We start from the raw sequence: 18,324 nt of genomic DNA on the forward strand, positions 1-18,324 counted from the left end.
GAATTATTTTAGAAGGCTCCTTTAAGGGGTCTTTTCTTTATCTAGATAACTATACTCCCATCTATCAAACGCAGAAAAGGCCCTTAACGAGCCCTTTCAAATCCTTCTGTTTGTATGTGGAGAGTTATTTGTAGAGGCCAGATTGTTTTTCATCTCTGGCATCACGCCAACCACCTAACCAATACGACCGAGCGTCAATTTGTTGATATGGGCAAGCCTCTTGAGACCTTCCATTCAACCCAGCTTTGTAGCCTTGAGATTGAGCTCGTTCTAGGCGATCACGCTTTTGTCTCTTCATAGTTAATTCCTCATACAGGTCCATTTACAAACGTACTACTGTTACTGTGAAACTTTAATGGAGTTTTTATGACTCCACTTGCAAGAGTCGATCAAATTACGCATTTTCTCAAGGCATAAAAAAAGCAGAGGCTCATTTCTGTGAGCCGCTGCTTGATTTAAAAATTACTGACTATTTTCTACGGAACCCGAAGAAGCCCAGTATGGTCAAAGCCAACCAACCAAGACCAGCGCCTTGGCGTTCTGAGGACTCTTCTTCAATACTTCGTTTCTGAATATCTGCAGAAGTCGCACCAGCGATAGGCATAAGCTTAACTGCAACGATTTTTTCTGTCCCATCACACGACGCGTTATGTTGTGTGCTCTTATAGCCGCCTTCACACTTCATCGCGGTTGCCGAGATAACGCCAGCATCATTGATGTCTGTAGCATTGATGATACGGAATGCATTATTTTCTTGGGAAAACTCACCGCCATTTGTTAGGTTGTCTAAAAACCACGCTTTACCTTCAAATAGGGTTTTGGACCTATCTGAATCTGTTCCATCCGGACTATATGGGTAAATGAAGCCACGTTTACGGCGAGGTTTACCCTCGTCTTCACGCGAGCTCTCAGCGTCAAGTTGACCCACTACCTCATTTGATGCGTTGATGCTGCCCATTAACCCGCCAGCGCCGTTAAAGAAGATTCCACTTGTTGGGTAAAATGCTTTGGGTGAGCTTTCTCTAATATCTTTCACGATAAACAAACGATTTGGGTACGAACCAGTTGGCATCGGATAGCGGCCAGAGCGCTTTGCTTCTCCTATGGCAACGAAATTATCATTAACGTCGGTCAGACGAGAGTTCGTATGTACAGTTTCATCATCAATTCGTTGTTGCGCACCATCAACAGATTTGTTAACCCATTCAACGTTTTCTAGGGAGCCTTCTTTTTCTAAAGAACCAATAAACACTGTTGCATTCATATAGTTGTTATCAGAATAAGTGTTGTAGCCTACACCATAAATGGTTAAACCATCAGCCTTAAGATCACGCATACTGCCTTGAGCTAATCGTTCACCATCTTCTGCTTGGTTACTTGGCCAAGCTAATTCTGATACAAGGCCAGTGTCATCCCATATCGCTGCTTTTGATGTATGGTGGGTACCATTAGTATTGGTAGCTTTTCGAGATACACTACCAACAGTAAATGTACCATTAGTGTTCCACGCGTGACTTTCTACAACGCTAGCTTGCCCTTCCTCCGTTATAATATTTGGTAGTTCAGGCGCAACAACTGTGTTCCTTGTCTCTAGTGTTGAATCATTTTCATTAACAACACTTTGGTTGCCAATAACCGATAGGTTTTCAGTTAAGCTATTGATTACATTGTTATACTTATTGTTGTAAGCATCAGGTTTGCCTTCGACTACGACCAAAGCATTTGAAGCCTCGTAGTCTTTATAAAACTTCTCTTTCTGCCATGGCTTCCAGTTTAACGCTGCCCATGAGTCACAAGTTGAATAACCAAGTTCATTATAACAGTAGCGTTTGAAGTCTTCATCATCGCCAGCATCAGATGTATTATCAACAGTATAGAAGCTAGAATCCATAGCAAATGGAACCTCTTCTCTGTAACTTACTCCATCCACCGCTTGTCCAACAGAAATTGGTTCGGCACGAGTCTCAATTGCTAATTTAAACTGGTCTGAAGTACAGTTCGCTCCTGCATCAAAACAACCTAGAGCGAATGGCGCGTTTGTCCCAGGGTTTTCAACATCACCCTGTTGAATAGCCACACCGTAAGCGGTCTGGTAATCTAGAACGTCGCCATTAACTTCCGGCTCTACTTCAACCACTTGATACAATGCTGCATTGGCATTCATTGCTGTACCAACCATCATCGCGACGGCGGTTAGTTTGAATTTATTACTACAATTCATGGAATTCTTAACTGTCCTGTTGCATTGCTTCGAGTTCTTCCCATCTCTCGAACGCGATTTCCAACTCCTGCTCTACAGCAGCGAGCTGTTCCAATACCGGTTGAGTCTGTTCTACAGATTTAGTGAAGAACTCTGGGTCATTCACTTGTTCTTGTAGCGTCTCAATATCCGACTCTAATTGTTCTAGTTTAGCTGGAAGAGCCTCTAATTCTCTTTGCAGCTTATACGATAACTTCTTCGAATTGTTCTTAGGTTGCGTAGTTTTGGGAGTTTCCTCAACCACTTTCTCTTTCTTCGTTGCTTTTTCAACCTGACTGCGTGAAGCAAGAACTTGATCACGCTGCTGTTTAGCATCGTGATAACCACCAACGAACTCTTCAATTACGCCGTTACCTTCAAAAATCCAGCTGGTTGTTACTGTATTGTCTACGAACTCACGGTCGTGACTCACTAGCAGTAACGTACCCTGATAATTGGCAAGCATTTCTTCTAAAAGTTCCAACGTTTCGATGTCCAAATCGTTGGTTGGTTCGTCCAGAATAAGCAAGTTGTTAGGTTTCAATAAGATACGCGCTAACAACAGTCGATTTTTTTCACCGCCTGATAACGCTTTAACTGGCGTACGAGCACGTTTTGGGGCGAACAAGAAATCTTGCAGGTAGCTCAATGCATGACGCTGACGGCCGCCCACCATCACTTCCTGCTTACCATCCGCTAGGTTATCGATAACCGTCTTTTCAGGATCGAGGATTTCGCGGTACTGGTCGAAGTAAGCTACTTCAAGTTTTGTGCCGCAATGTAAACGACCACCTTGTGTCTCTAGCTGGCCTAGAAGTAATTTCAGAACCGTACTTTTACCACAGCCATTAGGACCAATCAGGGCGATTCGGTCACCACGCATGATGTTGAAGCTGAAGTTGTCGACGATCTTTTTACCTTCGAATGCAAAAGAAACATTTTCTGCTTCAAACACAATCTTGCCTGAGCGTGAAGCATCGTCGATGTTAAGGTTAACTTTACCTTGCACTTCACGACGGTCACGACGTTCTTCACGAAGCTTTTTAAGGGCACGAACACGACCTTCATTACGGGTACGACGTGCTTTAATCCCTTGACGAATCCATACTTCTTCTTGAGCTAACTTTTTGTCGAACTCTGCATTTTGCATTTCTTCAACACGAAGCATCTCTTCTTTGTCATTCAGGTACTGATCATAATTACCAGGGAAAGAAGCCAATTGACCGCGATCTAAGTCAACGATGCGTGTCGCCATCGATTTGATGAACGCACGGTCGTGAGAAATAAAGATGATTGAGCCTTTGAAGTCTTTTAAGAAGTTCTCTAACCATTCGATGGTTGTAACATCAAGGTGGTTAGTAGGCTCATCAAGAAGCAGTACATCAGGGTCACAAACAAGTGCACGAGCCAGAGCGGCTTTGCGTTGCCAACCACCAGACAAGTCCGTCAGTTTGGTTTCTGGACTTAGCTTTAAAGCGCCCAGAACGTTCTTGACACGGTCATCAAAGCGCCAAGCATTTAGGTGATCCAACTGTTCTTGAATTTTAGCAAGACGATTAATGTTCTTTTCACTTGGGTCCTGAGCTACAAGATCGAGAAGATCATGGTAGATCTTCAGCTGTTCGCCGATTTCAGCTAAACCGCCAGATACGTATTCGTAAACCGTACCCTCTTGATTGCGTGGTGGATCTTGTTCAAGTCGAGAAACAACTACGTCTTGAGTGATTTGAATCTTGCCATCGTCCAACAAAATGTCGCCGGCAAGCACTTTCATTAACGTGGACTTACCTGCACCGTTACGACCAACTAAACAAACGCGTTCGTTTTCTTGAAGAGCGAACTCTGCTTTATCTAGCAATGGGTGGTCACCAAATGCAAGTTGCGCGTTATGAATGGTAAGTAATGCCATTATTATCCAACCAATGTGTGAGTTGTTCTAAGTCAAACGGCCAGTTCAACTCAGAATCTTGATATTTTAATACGGGAATCGTGACGCCGTAACGAGAAAAGAGAACATCGTCGAACGTAATGTCGACGATGTGAGTTTGTTCGGCGAGGCCAATCTGACCAACGAGGTCAAACGCCATCTCACAGAGATGGCATCCTTCAGTGCTGTAAAGTGTTAGCACGTTCAACATCCTTTTACTGTTCCGTCCCTATTCTGCGTGAGTAACCAGCCAGCAGTTGTGAATCTGTTTGTTACGAGAGAAATCCAAAGGCAGAGTTTGAGAAGAAATGTTCTGCGCTTTCAAGCCCAGTTCTGCAAGCCCTGCTTCGTCCATCTTGAAGTGACGTTTGTTGTTCGAGAAAACAATCGTACCGCCAACACGCAACAGACGCTTAAGGTTTGTCATAAGCTTAATGTGGTCGCGTTGCACATCGAACGAGGTTTCCATGCGTTTAGAGTTAGAGAACGTCGGTGGATCAATAAAGATAAGATCGTATTCACCTTTGGCATTCTCAAGCCACTGGAGACAGTCAGCTTGCTCAAAACGATGCTGGCGACCAACACAACCGTTTAGCTGCATGTTGTCTTTCGCCCAATTGAGGTACGTGTTAGACATATCTACTGTAGTTGTAGAACGAGCACCACCAACGGCTGCGTGCACTGTTGCACTACCAGTGTAAGCAAACAGGTTAAGGAAATCTTTACCCTGTGCCATTTCGCCAAGACGACGACGAGTGATCTTATGATCCAAGAACAAGCCAGTGTCTAGGTAATCGTGAAGGTTTACGATCAGCTTCACGCCATACTCGTTCACTTCAAGTGTCTCTGAAACTTGACCTAGTTTTTGATATTGGCTGCGGCCTTTCTGCTTCTCACGAACTTTCAATACAACTTTGTTCGCTTCTACGCCTGTTACCTGAATTGTTGCACGGATAATGTCCGTCAAACGACGCTTAGCTTTTTCCTCAGGGATGTTCTTAGGTGCCGCGTATTCTTGAATCACGATTTGATCGCCATAAACGTCGATCGCTACGTTGTATTCTGGAAGGTCTGCATCATAGATACGGTAACAGTCCAGCTTCTCTTTACGAGCCCATTTACCGATCTTACCAATGTTTTTCTTCAAACGGTTTGAGAAGTCAGGTGCGATTTGAACGCTAGTGTCCGCGCCTTTCACTTCGTCAGCGCTGCGTTCTGCAATGCTGTAGTTCTTTTGGTGACACGGTAACGCACCATTATTCAATTTGAACTGTTTGTCCGCACGCATACGCAGACAGCTTAGTAGCTCATCTGAACTAGAGAAGATAGACGCTTTACAACCGCCAAACTCTGCTTTTAGTTGGCCACCAAATGCTGTGTATAGGGCAATCAGACCCGGCTCAGTACCAAGACGCTCACCATAAGGCGGGTTAGAAACGATAACGCCGGCTTCGAAACCAGCTGGACGAGTAATAGTTGCTGCATCACCTTGTGCAAATGTAATCAGCTCTTCCACGCCAGCTCTACGAGCGTTGTCTTGTGCAACCTTCAGTACTTTCGGGTCGTTATCGAAGCCGAAAAACTTAGCGTCAACTTTTTTGACACCACGTCGAGCTTGTACATTTGCCTCTGATTTAATCTCTGCCCAAAGCTCTGGTTCAAAGTCTTCTAGTGCTTCAAAGCCCCACTGTTTGCGCTTAACGCCAGGTGCCATGTTCGCTGCCATCATTGCCGCTTCAATCAGCAACGTACCAGAACCACACATTGGATCTAGAAGTGGTTGAGAACCATTCCAGCCACAACGCATTACGATAGCTGCTGCTAGTGTTTCACGCAGCGGAGCTCGACCAGATTCTGGACGGTAGCCACGTTGATGAAGACCACTACCCACCATGTCCACACCAAGGATTGCCTTATCTTTGTGTAGACGGACATGAACACGGATATCTGGACGCTCTTTGCTGATATTTGGACGAGGAAGTCCTTTCTTCTCAAAGCAGTCTACGATGCCATCTTTTACTTTCATTGCACCATATTGGCTGTTGCGGATTTCGCGGTTAGTGCCATTGAAGTCAACCACAAAGCGCTTTGAGCTATGGAATTGGTTTACCCAGTTGATTGCAGACGTTGACAGGTAAAGGTCCATGTCGTCGTTACAGGTAAACTCCGATAAAACACGTACAAATCGAGACGCCAAGCGGCTCCACAAACAGCAACGGTAAATCTGTTCATTCGTTGCTTTAAATTTTACGCCAGCCTGTACTGGTTTGGCGTTTTCAATGCCTAGTTTAGTCAGTTCTTCAACAAGCAAGTTTTCCATGCCATTTGAAGTTACCGCGAGATATTGATTCATAGTGTTCTTTCGTCGATAAAAAATGGCTTTGATTATACCTGACTTTACGATCAATGCCTCGTTTTTAAAGGCTTTTTCGATTTGTTAGCGCAATCCATCACCAACCCTTCCTGCTGAAAGTCAAAACACAACACCTTTCATTAAGAAATAAGTCTCTTTTTCACTACCTAATAAAAACAAGCCCTATAGAAGAAGTGAATGCTTATTTACTGTAAGTTTGGTCTATACCAAACCCACCCTATGTGTGTAATTTACTTACAAAATGAATATATAGGGGAATAAAAGGTGAAATATTAGGCGCCAAGTTGCCTAATTTAAGGAAACGCTAAAATGAAAAAAGTGAAATAAAAGTGAGCTGCTTCATATATGAGATACGAAATCCCCTCACCTAAGGGTGAGTTTGGAGCGTGTATTAGGAGAGATTTGGAAAATTCTAGGCAAAAAAAATCGACCTAGTACGGTCGATTAATGCAAACAAAGGAACGAAATTAAAGAAAAAATCAAAAGGAAATTAACCCACCATCGCCATCGGTGCCATCATGAATAAGTGATTAGCACAGACCATGCGATCATGCATTACTTTAATCGGTTGACCAAACTGGAGCGTTTTGTTGCCGTCTAGTAGGAACTCTTCCTGTCCAACATAAGCACACAGGCTTGATGTTTCACCTGGCTCTAGGACGACGAACACACCTTCTGAATATCGGTTTGTTAGGAAGACCATATCCCCTTCTTCTGGCTCGTGTCCATCGCATTGGGCATCGAAGAACCAGCTCTTTGGCTGGACTGGCTTGTGAAAGCGTTTCGCGGCTACGCAATAAAGCGTAAGTTCGGCTTGACGGTATTCGTTGATGTCGAGACAACGGATTCGTTCGTTGTACGTTTGGAACGCGCTTGCGTCATCAACGGTGAATTCATTGTCTGAGAAGGCACAATTGACCAACAGCTTACGGCATAGATTGGTTTGGAAAATCATCTCCTCCCCTAAATCCAGCATTAGGCAAGCTTTCTGCTCGTCAAAATACCAATTCCATTTGTCGCTGGGTTTAAGCATTATTCCGTTCTCTTGTGACTAGTTAAACAGTAATAAGAGGTAAGACGCTTAATTACCTACTCATGATTTTTAAATTTTACAAACGAACGGACAAAAAAAAAGAGGAAACGAATTCCTCTTTTTTTAGTAACAAGCGTCTATTTCTCAACGATTTAGCGATTGTACTATAGATTTTTAACAATATCGCGTACGAGACCTGGGCCGTGGTAGATGAAACCTGTATAAACTTGAACAAGTTGAGCGCCAGCCATCATTTTCTCTTTCGCAGCAACGTAAGAGTCAACACCACCGACACCAATGATCGGAAGTTTATCGCCAAGTTCTTGGTGAAGTTTACGAACAACCTCTGTTGAGCGAGATTGAACCGGACGTCCACTTAGGCCACCCGCTTCATGTGCATGTTTCATACCTTCAACGACTGTACGATCCAACGTTGTGTTTGTGGCAATTACGCCATCGATATTGCTCTTAATTAGAGACTCACAAATCTGGCTGATTTCGTCATCGCTCAAATCCGGTGCAATTTTTAGCGCAAGTGGTACGTACTTACCGTGTTTCTCTGCAAGTTCAGCTTGTTTCGCTTTGAGTTCAGATAGCAGTTCATCTAGCGCTTCACCGTACTGAAGCGAACGAAGTCCTGGTGTATTTGGTGACGAAATGTTCACGGCGATGTAACCGGCGTACTCGTACACTTTTTCCATACAAATCAGGTAGTCCTCTGCCCCGTTCTCAATTGGTGTGTCTTTATTCTTACCAATGTTGATACCAAGAACACAGTTGTATTTTGCCTTTTTCACATTCTCAACCAGATGATCCACACCTAGGTTGTTAAAGCCCATGCGGTTGATGATACCTTCCGCTTCAACTAGGCGGAACAAACGTGGCTTGTCATTACCTGGTTGCGGACGAGGCGTAACAGTACCAACTTCGACAAAACCAAAGCCCATAGCGTCGAACGCTTCGATGCATTCACCGTTTTTGTCCAAACCAGCAGCAAGGCCCACTGGGTTGCGGAATGTAAGCCCCATGCATTCTACTGGACGATTTGGTAATTGTTGACGATAGAAAAGATCGAGAGGAGTGCCGTTAAAGCGTTGGAAGTTTTTGATTGCAAGATCATGTGCCTTTTCGGCATCAAGTTGGAAAAAGCCAGTTCTGGCTAGACGGTAAAGCATTGTGCCTCCGAAAGAAAAAAGCCCCGTGTAAACGGGTCAATATTATTTACTGTTTTTCAATGCAATTCAATGAAAATGAGTGAATTCAGCAAAATAGTACGTCTCATTTTAGTTTTGCTCATAAAAACAGTTAATTAGCGCCAGATCTCCTATACAAAATTGTTAGCTTTTTCATTAAAAGCAAACGATTTCACGTCATGAAAACTTAAAATTAACGTTACAGTGTCACTATTTGTGATGAATTTTAATGGTTTAAACATAAAAATGTATGGTCCGCCCCGTTATTGCAACTACAATTTTAGTAATAACGGAGTTGGTTTGCGCTAATGTATTCGGAGTCCTCGTTGGGAACATTAACTTCCCCGCTCCACGATGATATCCGCGCCAGATTATCCTTAAAAGCCCCAAAGCAACTAGGTGCTATTTTTTGTATCAGAGTAGACATATGGTTCACCTCGTTCTGAGAGCCTACTCTAAGCGTAGGGCTTGAGAGTGAGGCGGACCATATAATTAGCCCCGCTATTGCGAGGCCTTTGTCAAAGTCACTTGCGCTATTCGTTCGAAGAACAATTCAGATTAAGTAGAACCAATTCTCGAAGTGCTACAGAGAACTTGGCGAATTCATGGACGGAACCAACTTTGAATTCATTCAAGATACTCTCCCAACGATGCAATGACAGCTCATTCGTTGTCATCCAATCTTCGAGTGCTTGCATCACGTCTAGATCTTCTGTTGAGCAACCACAAGTTAGAACTTGAGCCGTCAGTTGGCGTTGTTGCCAATCAAGATCTTCACGGAATGCTGCACGAGCAAGAGCTTGCCAGTTATTATCAACCGCTTGGCTATTGATCTGTTTCAAGAACCAGTGAAGTGATAAACGGTCACCAAGATTGAAGTAAAGCTTCGAGGCTTGCTCAACCGTTTTACCCGTTTCGCTTGCTACTGTCGAAATATCCAGTGCTGATTGTAAGCTAGAGAGACGAGCTACGTGGTGCGCAAGTTTCTCTTCTACTCCACGCTCAATCCATTTCCGAGCAAGTTCGTTATGCTCTTCCACTTCTGATGCAACTAGCATAGTGTCTAGCGTTTCAGTAATAGTGTGAACATCGTCTTTATATAGCGCCACGAGCTCAGTTACTGTGCTCTTACCGCTGCGATTGCGAAGTAACCAACGAGAGATACGGCGCAATGCGCGACGTACATAAAACATGATCTCATACTGTGCTTCTGCAGTTGCAACGTTATCAAGTGCACGGGTTTGCTTAAGAATATCTTCCAGTTCGAAGATTTCACGCGTCGCGCTGTAAGCGTTCGCAATATCAACCACACTCGCCCCCGTCTCTTCTTGAAGACGAGTCACGAAGTTACAGCCCATTTCATTAACCATTTGGTTTGCCAGCGCTGTTGCGATAATTTCAGCACGCAGCGGGTGGTTTACCATTTGATCTTTGTAGTTACGGCGTAACTCACTTGGGAAGTAAGCAACCAGTTGTTTTCCATGGAATTCGTCATTTGCGATTTCGTCAGCAACCAATTGCTCTTTCAGAACCATCTTACCGTAAGCTACGAGTACTGAAAGTTCAGGACGTGTCAGACCAAGACCTTGTTTCTCTCGCTCAATCAAGGTTTCATCGTCTGGAATGTACTCAAGAGCACGATCCAAGTACCCTGCTTTCTCCATTGTATGGATAAAGCGGATTTGCTCTTTAACGATGCCAACACCTTGCTGTTCAGTCACCGAAATAGACTCAGATTGACGGTATGCATCGTCCAATACGATTTCGCCCACTTCGTCTTCCATCGATTCAAGAATCTGGTTGCGTTGTTTAACCGTTAGATCGCCATTCGATACTAAACCATTCAAGAAGATCTTAATGTTCACTTCGTTGTCCGAGCAGTCTACACCGCCAACATTGTCAACAAAGTCGGTATTTACACGACCACCAGTGGTTGCGTACTCGATACGACCAAGCTGAGTCATACCCAAGTTACCGCCTTCACCAACGACTTTCGCTTTTAAATCACGTCCATCGATACGGAGTACGTCATTTGCACGGTCGCCAACATCGGTGTGTGTCTCGCTAGAAGCTTTAACGTAAGTACCGATACCACCATTCCAAAGCAGATCCACTTCCATTTGCAGGATCATCTTAATCAGATCGTTTGGCGCTAGAGACGCTTTCTTCGTGCCCAACATTTTTTGGATTTCTGGCGTTAGTTGGATCGATTTAGAACGTCGTGAGAAAATGCCACCGCCCTGAGAGATCAACTCGGCGTTGTAATCTTCCCAGCTTGATCGTGGTAGATTAAACAAGCGATTACGCTCTTCCCAGCTGGTGGCTGAGTCTGGATTTGGATCAATGAAGATGTGCATGTGGTTAAACGCAGCTTGCAGACGAATATGCTTAGATAGCAGCATGCCGTTACCAAACACGTCCCCTGCCATATCACCAACACCAATTGCTGTGAAGTCAGTGGTTTGACAGTTGATGCCCATCTCACGGAAATGGCGTTTCACCGACTCCCAACCACCTTTCGCAGTGATACCCATTGCTTTGTGGTCGTATCCGTTAGACCCGCCTGATGCAAACGCATCACCTAGCCAGAAGCTGTACTCGTCCGATACAGAGTTTGCCAAATCAGAGAACGTCGCTGTACCTTTATCGGCTGCGACAACCAAGTATGGGTCGTCTTCATCGTGACGCACAACACTTTTCGGCGGAATAACTTCACCTTCGATGATGTTATCGGAAACATCAAGAAGCGCGCGAATGAAGCGTTTGTAACAACGCTGACCTTCAGCAAAGATGTCATCACGGTTAGTTAGAGTGTGCTGACGTTTACATACGAAGCCACCTTTTGCACCCACAGGGACAATAACTGTGTTCTTAACTTGCTGTGCTTTAACTAGTCCAAGAATCTCAGTACGGAAGTCTTCTTGACGGTCCGACCAACGCAGACCACCACGTGCGACTTTACCGCCACGTAGGTGTACACCCTCGATATCCGGTGCGTATACGAAGATTTCAAATGCAGGTACAGGTTGAGGAATATCTGGTATTTCGCTTGGCTTCATCTTCAATGATAACCAAGGTTTTGGCTGCTTATCTTCGTCCAACTGGTAGTAGTTAGTACGAAGCGTTGCTGTGATCATTTCCATGTAGCGACGGATAATACGATCATCATCCAAGCTTTCCACACGATCCAATTCTTCAGTAATCTTCTTAATGAGATCGTTCTGACCTTTCTCACTGCCCTTGTGTTTTGGATCGAATCGCTTAGCAAATAGATTCACCAGACCTCTTGCTAAGTCAGGGTAATGGCTAAGGGTATCTTCAATGTATTGTTGACTGAATGGGAAGCCAACTTGGCGCATGTAGCGAGCGTATGCACGAAGAATAGAAATTTCACGACCAGACAGTGAAGCGCCTAGCAACAAGCGGTTGAAGCCATCACTCTCTAAATTACCTGCCCAAATCGCAGCAAATGCTTGCTGGAAACGATCGCGAGCTTCACGAAGATCAACGGTTTTGTCGCTCTTATGCAGCATTGAGAAATCAAGGATCCAGAACGTTTGACCATTGTTGGTTTCGATCTCATATGGTGATTCGCCGATCACACGTAAGCCTAGGTTTTCCAACATTGGCATCACGTCGGATAAGTGAATCGGCTCGTCACGGTGGTATAGCTTTAAACGGACCGCCTTCGATTCTGCCGCTTCTTCTTGCGGACGGTAGAACAGCATGCCGAGTTTGTTGTCATCGCTTAACGCTTCTAGACGTTCGATATCTGCAACTGCAGAACCTGGCATCATGTCTTCTTTGTATGAACGTGGGAATGCGCTCATGTACTCTTTCGAAAGCGGAAGACCTTTGCTTTCACCGAAATTAGCAATGATGGATTCTTTTAGGCGATCATCCCATGAAGTCGATACTTCCATTAAGTTCTGCTCAATCTTTTTCACGTCTACATCAATGTTGTTATTGTCTACACGAACAATATAATGGGTTCTCGCCAGCGGGCTCTCTGAGAAGAAGGTAGTAAATTCAACTTCTTGCTCACAGCCAAAGTACTGCTTAAGAATGCGTTGTGTTTGACGGCGAAGCTCGGTGTTGTAACGGTCTTTTGTCACATAAACCATGCAGCTGAAGAAACGACCAAACGGGTCTTTACGAACAAATAGACGTAACAAGTCACGATCTTGCATTTGTACGACGCCCGTCCCAACTTCTAGTAGCTCTTCTTCGCGAGCTTGAAGCAGTTCATCACGTGGGTAGTTTTCTAGAATGTTGTGCAGTGCTTTGTAGGAGTACGATCCATTACGGTAGCCACTCGCTTCTAGAATGCGGTCCACTTTCTCGCGGATCAGAGGAATGCTTTGTACGGCTTGGTTGTATACCGCAGAAGTGTAAAGACCTGTGAAACGGTGCTCACCAATCACTTTGCCATTCTTGTCGAATTTCTTAACGCCAATGTAGTCAGTGTACGCTGGGCGGTGAATACGAGATGCTTGGTTGCCCTTAGTGATGATCAGCGCGTAAGGTTTTTTCGCTTCAAGACGCGCAGAGTCTGACAGTTCAGAAAGCTTGATGCTGCGAACGCGACTTTCATCAGCAAACATGCCAAGGCCTTTCTCTTTGACCGGCTGGAGTTCAGTGTCACCATTGACACTAACAAGATCATATTCCTTATAGCCCATGAAGGTGAAGTTATGATCCCCTAACCAGCGTAGGTATTCGATCGTTTCATCTAAACGATCCGTTTTCATTGAAACACGATCTTTATTCTTCTCAAGGTCGTTGGTAACGATCTTAAGTTTTTCAACCATTTGCTTCCAGTCATCAACGACTAAGCGCGTGTCTGATAAAATGGTTAGCAGTTCATTTTTCAGCGCTTGCATTTCATCTTTACTGGTTAAACGATCTACTTCGATGTGGAATAGAGATTGAAGAACTCCGTCCTCGCCATTTACGTCCGTCACTTGCCCTTTCTTATCGCGTTCTAGTTGCGTTGGGTTGTTGAGCATCAAGTGAGAAACAAGGTCAAGTCGCGTTAACGCCATCTTGATGGAATCCACCAAAAACGGGCTGTCCGGAACAACAATTTCAACAATAGTGTGTGTTGATTGCCAACCTTGGCGGCTGACAGTTGGGTTGAATACCCTGACAGAAATGTCTTCTGGTTTCTTTTCATTGATATGATGCCACAGGCTAACAACGGCACCATAAAGGTCGGATTCATTTCGCTGAATCAAGTCATCATCAGCAATATTGCTAAATAAGTGTTGAGCAAGTTTAGTTACAAGCGGTTGGTGAGAAAGCTCGAGTTTGTCTTGAATTAGTTGGTATACCTTTTCAAGCAGAACCGGCACTACATTTTCACGCGCGGTCATATTCACACTCCACATTAGAATTGTTGTTTTGTAGGGGGACTTAACTTCGGGTTTTAGCCTCGAAATTAAGCATAGGTAATGCATGCACTTATTGTAAAAGCATAATTACAAATGTTTAACAAAAATTCGCAGTGGTAAGAGGTGAAATGTTTGATTATGTGACTAAGATTCCTGTTTAACTCACTAGGAATATCAGGCATCACAGAGTTTCTAACTTTAGAAACTTATTATTTTGGTCAGTTGTGAGTCTAAAACGACCTCTAACGCCTAATTGACTAAGAAATGGTCTAAATTTTGATGCATCTAGTTGCACTCTTAAACCATTGTCAGTAATGACTTGTACCGAACTTGCGGCACCGGAATAGTGTGAAAGAAATGTTTGATAAGAGATGTTGAGAGAGAAGTAATACTGGTTCATTAGAATGGATTATTGTCAGAACAAAAAACTAGGGTGATCATAACGACCACCCTATTCTTTTGTCGATTATTCGTCTAGTGCTTTAGTCACTTTCTCGAATAGGTCTTTCGCTAAATTGTCCATCGCTTTAAGCTTTTCAAGCTCTGCACGGATAAGCGCTTGGCGGCCTTCATCGTATTTACGGAACTTCAATAGAGGATCGATCATACGAGACGCCACTTGTGGGTTGGTATCGTTCAACTGACGAAGGATCTCACCAGCAAACTGGTAGCCAGAGCCTGATTTATCATGGAATCGCAATGGGTTTGCGTTTAAGAAAGAACCAATCAAGCTACGCGTACGGTTCGGGTTCTTCAAGCTAAATGCTTCGTGGCTCATGGTTTCTTTCACTTTCTCAAGTGAGTTTTCAACTGGGTTGCTGCCCTGAAGAACAAACCATTTGTCCATTACCAGACCATCGTGCTTCCACTTGTCACTGTAGTCCGCCATTAGGGCTTCACGACATTCAAGTTGTGCATTGTTCGCTGCACTCATTGCCGCGATCGTGTCTGTCATGTTGTTTGATGACTCGTACTGCGCTTTCGCTAGTTCGTTACCCTTCTCTGTATGAGCTAGGAACTGCAGACATTGGTTACGCAAAGCTCGTTTACCAATAGCGTCGTGATCAATGCTGTACTCTGCTTGGTTCAATGCGTGGTAAGTGGCACTCAGTTCATCTTCTAGCTCTTTAGAAAGTGACACTGTAATGTTATTCAATACCGTATCTACCGCATCAATATCAATCTGCTTGTACCAACCAGTGATTTCGTTAATTGAAGGTAAAGACAGAACTTGTGCAATAAACGCTGGCTCAAGATTCGCATCAAGTAACACGCCACGGAATGCATCGATTAAGTCTTCAGACAACTTAACCTCACCACCCGCTTGAACGTTGGTTACGTTTTGACGAATGTACTTCGCTAACAGCATTTGGCTTGCATCCCAACGCGCAAAATCGTTCGTTGCGTGCTTCATCAAGAAGATCAGTTCATCATCGCTGTAATCGTATTCCAATTTAACCGGTGCAGAGAACTCACGAAGCAATGATGGCACTGGTTGTTCAGCAACGTTTTCGAATACGAAAGTCTGCTTGTCTTGCTTCACGTCCAGAACGTTGTGTACCGATTCACCGTTGATAACCAGTGGAATCACGTCACCGTTTTGCGCGTATAGCTCAATATCGAATGGAATATGTAGAGCTTGTTTTTCTGATTGGTCGTGCGTTGCTTCAGTAAATTGCTCAACCGTTAGTGCGTAAGTTTTTGCTGCCGCATTGTATTCACTGTTTACACGAAGTGTTGGCGTACCCGACTGGCTGTACCATAAGCGGAATAGCTTCAGGTCAACGCCCGTTGCATCTTCCATTGCAGAAACGAAATCTTCACACGTTGCTGCAGTACCATCATGACGCTCGAAGTACAGTTTCATACCTTTTTGGAAACCTTCTTCGCCAAGTAGTGTGTGATACATGCGGATCACTTCGCTGCCCTTTTCGTACACGGTTAGCGTGTAGAAGTTATTCATTTCAATAACTTTATCCGGACGAATTGGGTGTGACATTGGGCTTGAATCTTCTGCGAATTGAGGACCGCGGATAATGCGAACGTTGTCGATGCGGTTTACTGCACGTGAACCAAGATCAGATGAGAACTCTTGATCGCGGAATACCGTTAGGCCTTCTTTCAAACTCAACTGGAACCAGTCACGACAAGTAACACGGTTACCCGTCCAGTTGTGGAAGTATTCGTGACCGATTACCGCCTCAATACCAAGGTATTCGCGGTCAGTCGCGGTTTTTTCATTCGCAAGGACAAACTTCGAGTTGAAGATGTTTAGACCTTTGTTTTCCATCGCGCCCATGTTGAAGAAATCAACGGCCACTATCATGTAAATATCTAGATCATACTCAAGACCAAAGCGGTCTTCATCCCACTTCATTGAGTTGATAAGTGAAGTCATCGCATGACCAGCACGATCTAGGTTGCCTTTGTCGACAAAGATTTCTAGGTCTACTTCACGACCTGATGTGGTTGTGTATTTATCACGTAGTACATCGAAATCACCTGCTACTAATGCGAACAAGTAAGCTGGTTTTGGATGTGGATCTTGCCATTGCACCCAATGACGACCATTTGCTGCCTCACCTTCAGCAACGCGGTTACCATTGCTTAATAGGTATGGATACACGGCTTTGTCTGCGACCACTTTTGTTGTGTATTTCGCAAGAACGTCTGGACGGTCTAGGTAGTAAGTAATGCGACGGAAGCCTTCTGCTTCACACTGCGTACAGAACGCACCACCTGATTTGTAAAGACCTTCAAGTGCCGTGTTTGCTTCCGGGTCGATCTTAGTAACGATTTCTAAATCAAATTCCGCAGGCAAATCTGCAAGAACTAAAGAGGCTTCTTTTACTTCATGGTGAGCCCAATCTTCACCGTTTACTTTTACGGAGCGCAGCTCTAGCCCTTCACCATCAAGTTCTAATGTGGTGGATTCACCCTTTTGAACTACTTTTGATACTGCTGTAACGATCGTGTCGTTGTCATAAAGATCAAACGTCAAGTCAATGTCCGTGATGGCATGAGATGGCGATTTGTAATCTTTGCGATATTTCGCTTGGGGTGCTTGAGACATGTCCATAAATCCTTGTATATAGAACCACAAAAATACCAGGACTAGAGGCTCAAACACCTCTTACTGGTATCACGATATAAGCTATTTGTAGGGGTTGTGGTATCAGAATACAAGTCTTTCTATAAAAAAACGGAGCTTTTAGTGGCTTAGCTCCGCTTTCTGTTTAACATTCAATCAACATCAGAACATTTCACTATTAATAAGCTAGCGTGAAATAATGATGATGAATCATTTAGGGTGTCACTCGGTTGAGAACCGCGTACATATCACCGTTGGAATCCTTAATCGTAAGCTCATTTTGATTGAGTACATAACGCGTACCATGTTCACCGTTTTCATACAAAAGAACCAAATGTTCCCCCTCGGTATAGAACACGCCCTGCTTAACAGACTCCTCACCTTCATCGTTCGCGACACGGAACATGAACACAAAGTCAGGTTGCAGAATCAAATCCATCTGATTGATGTTATTGGCGAGCATACCATCGCCACCGACTTGTGAACTGGACCAAATGCCAGCAAGCGCATTTGATAGTCCCTTTGTAAAGGTCACACCGTTCAAATCTAGTGTGTTGTGATTGTTTCGATATGCATAAATTTGCGGTTCGTCTGTATTCAAACCAAGAACAATGGTGTCTTCATTGGCGTTATACATCCCTTCCCAATGGTCTATTGAATAGTCTTTTTTCTGTATATCGATCGAGAAGGTGTAATCAGAACCCAGGGTTAATTTGATAGCACGGAAGTTCTCTGATGATTCTTCCGGGTTGGGATTCATCAGATACCAGTCGCCGATCAAAAACGGGGTGTCGAAGTGGCTGAGTTCGTCTTCCTTGTTGGTTTCCGCACTAGAAACACTAAAGCAGCAAAAGCTAAGCAAAATAATGAACCATTTCATAACGGTATCCTTATCGTTTTCTTTTAGCTTAGGTGCTAGATCTCGTTTTCGCGAAATATTTGATCTAAATCACGTAATTTGTTGATAAAAATTAAGCGTAGGATTCACCGAATTCAGTTTGAACATAGTGGTAAATACACATAAAAAAAGAGCGAGTCGCTATGACTCGCTCTTAATACACAGAATTGTTAGTC

General features: G+C 44.0%; 11 protein-coding genes. All 11 read right to left on the reverse strand.

The genetic code is table 11. The annotated features are described in order from the left end of the window. Positions 1–124 precede the first annotated feature (124 nt). The 11 genes from rmf to QTO06_RS09845 all read right to left on the reverse strand — a co-directional run bounded on the left by rmf (position 125) and on the right by QTO06_RS09845 (position 18,130). On the reverse strand, positions 125–298 hold the full coding sequence (rmf, locus tag QTO06_RS09795) for a ribosome modulation factor (RefSeq protein WP_005532367.1): 174 nt from the start codon (positions 296–298) through the stop codon (positions 125–127). Between the two features lie 171 nt (positions 299–469). After that, entirely contained in the window at positions 470–2,221 is a 1,752-nt protein-coding gene (locus QTO06_RS09800) for a DUF3466 family protein (RefSeq protein WP_331407647.1), read from the reverse strand. 7 nt (positions 2,222–2,228) lie between these two features. After that, positions 2,229–4,148: an ABC transporter ATP-binding protein gene (locus tag QTO06_RS09805; RefSeq protein WP_038894160.1), complete on the reverse strand. Its 1,920-nt coding sequence runs from the start codon at positions 4,146–4,148 to the stop codon at positions 2,229–2,231. Further along, a complete protein-coding gene (locus QTO06_RS09810; protein WP_331407649.1) occupies positions 4,126–4,377 on the reverse strand; it encodes a glutaredoxin family protein in 252 nt (83 codons plus the stop codon). The genes QTO06_RS09805 and QTO06_RS09810 overlap by 23 nt, the downstream gene beginning before the upstream one ends. 18 nt (positions 4,378–4,395) lie before the next feature. Further along, a complete protein-coding gene (gene rlmKL, locus QTO06_RS09815; RefSeq protein WP_331407651.1) occupies positions 4,396–6,519 on the reverse strand; it encodes a bifunctional 23S rRNA (guanine(2069)-N(7))-methyltransferase RlmK/23S rRNA (guanine(2445)-N(2))-methyltransferase RlmL in 2,124 nt (707 codons plus the stop codon). A 511-nt stretch (positions 6,520–7,030) separates the two neighbouring features. Next, positions 7,031–7,573: a cell division protein ZapC gene (locus tag QTO06_RS09820; protein ID WP_005426674.1), complete on the reverse strand. Its 543-nt coding sequence runs from the start codon at positions 7,571–7,573 to the stop codon at positions 7,031–7,033. Between the two features lie 164 nt (positions 7,574–7,737). Then, a complete protein-coding gene (gene pyrD, locus QTO06_RS09825) occupies positions 7,738–8,748 on the reverse strand; it encodes a quinone-dependent dihydroorotate dehydrogenase (RefSeq protein WP_331407653.1) in 1,011 nt (336 codons plus the stop codon). A gap of 551 nt (positions 8,749–9,299) precedes the next feature. After that, positions 9,300–14,141 carry an NAD-glutamate dehydrogenase gene (locus QTO06_RS09830; RefSeq protein WP_331407656.1) on the reverse strand — a complete coding sequence of 1,614 codons (4,842 nt, stop codon included), beginning with the start codon at positions 14,139–14,141 and terminating at the stop codon, positions 9,300–9,302. Between the two features lie 199 nt (positions 14,142–14,340). Further along, positions 14,341–14,559, reverse strand: a complete 219-nt coding sequence (locus QTO06_RS09835; protein WP_078607003.1) for a DUF2835 domain-containing protein — start codon at positions 14,557–14,559, stop codon at positions 14,341–14,343. A gap of 66 nt (positions 14,560–14,625) precedes the next feature. Further along, positions 14,626–17,232 carry an aminopeptidase N gene (pepN, locus tag QTO06_RS09840; protein ID WP_331407659.1) on the reverse strand — a complete coding sequence of 869 codons (2,607 nt, stop codon included), beginning with the start codon at positions 17,230–17,232 and terminating at the stop codon, positions 14,626–14,628. A 232-nt stretch (positions 17,233–17,464) separates the two neighbouring features. Further along, on the reverse strand, positions 17,465–18,130 hold the full coding sequence (locus tag QTO06_RS09845) for a hypothetical protein (RefSeq protein ID WP_009706130.1): 666 nt from the start codon (positions 18,128–18,130) through the stop codon (positions 17,465–17,467). Positions 18,131–18,324 lie beyond the last annotated feature (194 nt).

Source organism: Vibrio sp. M260121, assembly GCF_036533715.1.
Lineage (GTDB): Bacteria > Pseudomonadota > Gammaproteobacteria > Enterobacterales > Vibrionaceae > Vibrio.

Bases quoted from the DNA above. Each gene is read 5' to 3' on its own strand.
- QTO06_RS09830 (WP_331407656.1), bottom strand. From the start codon at position 14,141: ATGACCGCGCGTGAAAATGTAGTGCCGGTTCTGCTTGAAAAGGTATAC.
- QTO06_RS09800 (WP_331407647.1), bottom strand. From the start codon at position 2,221: ATGAATTGTAGTAATAAATTCAAACTAACCGCCGTCGCGATGATGGTT.
- pyrD (WP_331407653.1), bottom strand. From the start codon at position 8,748: ATGCTTTACCGTCTAGCCAGAACTGGCTTTTTCCAACTTGATGCCGAA.
- QTO06_RS09805 (WP_038894160.1), bottom strand. From the start codon at position 4,148: ATGGCATTACTTACCATTCATAACGCGCAACTTGCATTTGGTGACCAC.
- rlmKL (WP_331407651.1), bottom strand. From the start codon at position 6,519: ATGAATCAATATCTCGCGGTAACTTCAAATGGCATGGAAAACTTGCTT.
- QTO06_RS09845 (WP_009706130.1), bottom strand. From the start codon at position 18,130: ATGAAATGGTTCATTATTTTGCTTAGCTTTTGCTGCTTTAGTGTTTCT.
- QTO06_RS09810 (WP_331407649.1), bottom strand. From the start codon at position 4,377: ATGTTGAACGTGCTAACACTTTACAGCACTGAAGGATGCCATCTCTGT.
- pepN (WP_331407659.1), bottom strand. From the start codon at position 17,232: ATGTCTCAAGCACCCCAAGCGAAATATCGCAAAGATTACAAATCGCCA.
- QTO06_RS09820 (WP_005426674.1), bottom strand. From the start codon at position 7,573: ATGCTTAAACCCAGCGACAAATGGAATTGGTATTTTGACGAGCAGAAA.
- QTO06_RS09835 (WP_078607003.1), bottom strand. From the start codon at position 14,559: ATGAACCAGTATTACTTCTCTCTCAACATCTCTTATCAAACATTTCTT.
- rmf (WP_005532367.1), bottom strand. From the start codon at position 298: ATGAAGAGACAAAAGCGTGATCGCCTAGAACGAGCTCAATCTCAAGGC.